Origin of the sequence: Streptomyces sp. NPDC058289 (assembly GCF_042880975.1) — a bacterium.
Taxonomy (GTDB): Bacteria; Actinomycetota; Actinomycetes; order Streptomycetales; family Streptomycetaceae; genus Streptomyces; species Streptomyces stoeckheimensis.
Map to the genome: position 1 here is coordinate 1 of NZ_JBHVYI010000189.1, position 4,181 is coordinate 4,181.

General features: G+C 71.5%; 3 protein-coding genes. 2 read left to right on the top strand and 1 reads right to left on the bottom strand.

What is annotated here, in order from left to right; translation table 11 throughout:
* Nucleotides 1-72 precede the first annotated feature (72 nt).
* Entirely contained in the window at nucleotides 73-1,752 is a 1,680-nt protein-coding gene (locus ACFVX6_RS40620; protein ID WP_389699609.1) for a carbohydrate binding domain-containing protein, read from the bottom strand.
* A 284-nt stretch (nucleotides 1,753-2,036) separates the two neighbouring features.
* Between ACFVX6_RS40620 and ACFVX6_RS40625 the strand changes: the two genes are divergently transcribed.
* The gene (locus tag ACFVX6_RS40625) at nucleotides 2,037-2,993 is read left to right on the top strand and encodes a GlxA family transcriptional regulator (protein WP_389699610.1); all 957 of its coding nucleotides are present in this window, start codon (nucleotides 2,037-2,039) and stop codon (nucleotides 2,991-2,993) included.
* A 162-nt stretch (nucleotides 2,994-3,155) separates the two neighbouring features.
* Nucleotides 3,156-4,154, top strand: a complete 999-nt coding sequence (gap, locus tag ACFVX6_RS40630) for a type I glyceraldehyde-3-phosphate dehydrogenase (protein ID WP_389699611.1) — start codon at nucleotides 3,156-3,158, stop codon at nucleotides 4,152-4,154.
* Nucleotides 4,155-4,181 lie beyond the last annotated feature (27 nt).

Below are 4,181 nucleotides of genomic sequence, written 5' to 3' on the forward strand. Positions count from 1 at the left end.
TCCTGACACCGCGCAAGGAGCGGGGGCCGCCGCGGAACTCCGCGACGGCCCCCGCTCCTACGAGGCGCTGGATCACCCGGTGAAGCCGGCCGTGATGGAGGTGAACTGCCAGTCGCTCTGGGCGATGCCGGAGCAGGTCTCCTGCAGGCCGCCGCCGGGGCAGCCGCGGTCGCGGTTCACCGACCAGAAGGCGAGGCGCGCGATGTGGTGGGAGTTGGCCCAGTTGCGGATGTCGGTCCAGTTCTGGACGGTGGTGGTCTCCTGGGTGTCGCTGATGCCGTTCATGCCCGAGATCCCGATGTGGGAGTACGCGGTCGCGTCGTCCCAGCCGTAGGTGGACTTGAGCTTGGCCTTGAGGCCCTCGGTCGCGCTGACGGTGCTGGCGTACATGTCCGTCGAGGCGTTGCCGAAGTCGAACGGCATGATCGTGAAGACGTCGATGCCGGCGTTCAGCGCCTTGGACTGCTCGATCAGGCGGTTGCCCCAGCTGGTCGGGCCGGTGGTGGAGGTGCCGAAGGTCAGGATGGTCTTCAGGCCGGGGTTGTTCTGCTTGACGATCTTGAGCGCGCCGAGGATGCGGTCCTGGACCACGGCGTTCTCGAACTCGTCGGTGTTCTCTATGTCCACGTCGATGGCCTTGAGGCCGTAGGCGGAGATGACCTGCTGGTAGGCCCCCGCCAGGGCCTCGGCGCTGGAGCAGTTGGGCCCGAGCTTGTTGCCCTGCCAGCCGCCGATGGAGGGCACGATGTCCCCGCCCGCCGCGCGGATCGAGGCGATGGTGCTCTGGTCCACGCCGCCGGTCAGCGGGCGCTGTCCGTCCCAGGACGGGTTGCAGCCGCCGGAGGAGAGGATGAACGCCATGGTGAACCACTTGGTGCCGGTCGCGTTCATCACCGTGGTCGGGCTCGGCGGGTTGCCCCAGCCGAGGTAGAGGTACGGCGCGGCCTGCTTGAAGCCGGTCGGCGGCGTGGTCCCGGTGTCGGTGGTGACGTTGACGGTGTTCGAGGCGGCCGAGGTGTTCCCCGCGGCGTCGCGGGCGCGCACGGTGAACGCGTAGGCGGTGCTGGGGGTCAGGCCGGTGACGGTCGCGCTGGTGCTGCCCGAGGTGGCGACCTTCGTACCGCCCTGGTAGACGTCGTAGCCGTTCACGCCGACGTTGTCGGTGGAAGCGGTCCAGCTCAGGGACGCCGTGGTGGAGGTCTTGCCGGTGGCGGTGAGGCTGCCGGGCACGGTGGGCGCCTGGGTGTCGACGCTGCCGCCCGGGCCGTCCAGGGTGATGTCGTCGGCGTAGTAAGTGCCCTGTCCGTACCAGCCGTTGAGGTAGACCTCCGCGCTGGTCTGGGAGGCGCCGGTGGTGAAGGCGACGGTCAGCTTGGTGTAGGCGGCAGCCGAGGGAGTCCATGTGGAGGTGCCGCCGGTGACCCCGAGGTAGACGTAGCTGCCGCGGACCCAGGCGGAGAGCGTGTAGCTGGTGTTGGGCCGCACGGCGACGGTCTGGACGCACTTGGCGTTGTCGCTCGCACTGGCCGCGCCGGCCAGTGCCTTGCTCCCGCCGTGCACCGGCGAGCCGACCACGGAGCCCAGCCCCCCGGAACAGGACCAGCCGGCCGTGGTGCCGGACTCGAAATCGCCGTTCGAGAGGATGTTGGCGCCGAAGGCCGCCCCGGGAGAGGTCAGCACCGCGGCTGCGCCGAGCAGGGTCGCGCCGAGGGCGCAGGCCAGCCGGGTACGGGTTCGGTCAGGGGTACGCAAGGAAGTGCCTCCAGTGGGAATGGGGGGACGGCGTGGAGCGCGAAGCGTGGGCGTGCGGCCCGCCGGGCACGCGTGGGGACGGGGCGGCGGGCCCGTGGGTGGGGGCCCTGAGGCCGGGCGGGCGTGGGGAGTTGACGGCGTATCCGCTTGGTGGCCGGGAACCTAATCCTCCGGAAGGACCGCCGTCAACAGGTCTGGACCAACTGATAGGTGGTTATCTCAATCGGAAGGTTTACTAACCGTGATGCTTGACAAGCCTCCCGCCCCTTCGGAAGCATGTCGCGGTGCCAGCCTCCCGCCCCCACCACGTCGCCGTCCTCGTCCTCGAGGGGGCGAAACCCCTCGACGTCGGCATCCCCGCGCAGGTGTTCACGACCCGCGCGAGCATGCCCTACGAGGTCCGGGTGTGCGGCGCCGCCCCGGGACTCGTGACCGGCGGCGACGGCCTGTCGTACGCCGTCGCCCACGGCCTCGAAGCCCTCGCCTGGGCCGACACCGTCTTCGTCCCCGGCTACCGGTTCCCCGACCGCGAGGACCCTCCGCGGGCCGTCGTCGACGCGCTGATCGCCGCCCACGCACGGGGCGCCCGGCTCGCGGCGATCTCCACGGGAGCCTTCGCGCTCGCTGCCACGGGCCTGCTCGACGGCAAACGCGCCACCACGCACTGGCACTACACCCGGGCGCTCGCGGCGAAGTGGCCGCTGGTCCGGGTCGACGAGAACGTCCTGTTCGTCGACGAGGGCTCCGTCCTGACCTCGGCCGGAGCCGCCTCGGGCATCGACCTGTGCCTGCACGTCCTGCGCAGCGACCTCGGGGTGGCGGCGTCGAACCACACGGCCCGGCGGCTGGTCGCGGCCCCCTACCGCAGCGGCGGCCAGGCACAGTACGTCCCGCGCAGCGTGCCCGAGCCGCTCGGACCGCGGTTCGCCGCCACCCGCGAGTGGGCGCTGCACCGGCTCGGCGAACCCCTCACCCTGGAGGCGCTCGCCCGGCACGCGGCGGTGTCCCCGCGCACGTTCTCGCGGCGGTTCGCCGAGGACACCGGGTACACGCCGATGCAGTGGGTGATGCGCGCCCGCATCGACGTGGCCCGCGAACTGCTGGAGCGCTCGGAGCGGAGCGTGGAGCAGATCGCCGCGGACGTGGGCCTGGGCACCGGCGCGAACCTGCGGCTGCACTTCCAGCACATCCTGCGGACCACGCCGAGCGAGTACCGGCGCACTTTTGCCCGGGGCGAGTGACCGTGGCGAGCGACAGGGGGCAAGGGCGACCGGACAGGGAAAGCCCCGAGGCCCGCCCTGTGGCGCGATCCTTGCGGACCGTGGCGATCGCGCCGCTGTCGCGGGCGCCCCCGACCGGCGAACCTGGTGACGAACCCAAGGGACAGGGAACAGGGAGACACCATGACTCGCATCGCCATCAACGGATTCGGCCGCATCGGACGCAACGTCCTGCGCGCTCTGCTCGAACGCGACAGCAAGCTCGACGTCGTCGCGGTCAACGACCTCACCGAGCCCGCCACCCTCGCGCGGCTGCTCGCCTACGACACCACCTCCGGCCGGCTCGGCCGCCCGGTGACCGTGGACGGGGACGTCCTCGTCGTCGACGGCCGCCGCATCAAGGTGCTCGCCGAGCGCGAGCCGGCGCAGCTGCCCTGGGCCGAGCTCGGCGTGGACATCGTGCTGGAGGCGACCGGCCGCTTCGCCACGGCCAAGGCGGCCCGCGCGCACATCGACGCGGGAGCCAAGAAGGTGCTCGTCAGCGCACCGGCGGACGGCGCCGACATCACGCTCGCGTTCGGCGTGAACAGCGACTCCTACGACCCGGCGCTGCACACGATCGTCTCCAACGCCTCGTGCACGACCAACGCGCTCGCGCCGCTGGCCGCCGTACTGGACGAACTCGCGGGCATCGAGCACGGGTTCATGACCACCGTGCACGCCTACACGCAGGAGCAGAACCTCCAGGACGGTCCGCACCGCGACCCCCGGCGCGCCCGCGCGGCCGCCGTGAACATCGTGCCGACCACGACGGGCGCCGCCAAGGCCATCGGCCTGGTCCTGCCCAACCTGGACGGCAAGCTCTCCGGCGACTCGATCCGCGTCCCGGTTCCGGTGGGATCCATCGTCGAGCTGAACACCACCGTCGCCCGCGACGTGACCCGCGAGGACGTCCTGGCGGCCTACCGCACTGCCGCCGAAGGGCCGCTCGCCGGCGTGCTGGAGTACTCGGACGACCCGCTGGTGTCCTCCGACATCACGGGCAACCCCGCCTCGTCCATCTTCGACTCGCAGCTCACCCGCGTCGAAGGCCGCCACATCAAGGTGGTCGCCTGGTACGACAACGAGTGGGGCTTCTCGAACCGGGTCATCGACACGCTCGAGCTCCTCGCGAGCCGCTGAGGCCGGGCCCCCGCACACAGGGCGCGC

Excerpts from the sequence above, each read along its gene's own strand:
- gap (WP_389699611.1), top strand. The coding sequence starts at position 3,156 with ATGACTCGCATCGCCATCAACGGATTCGGCCGCATCGGACGCAACGTC.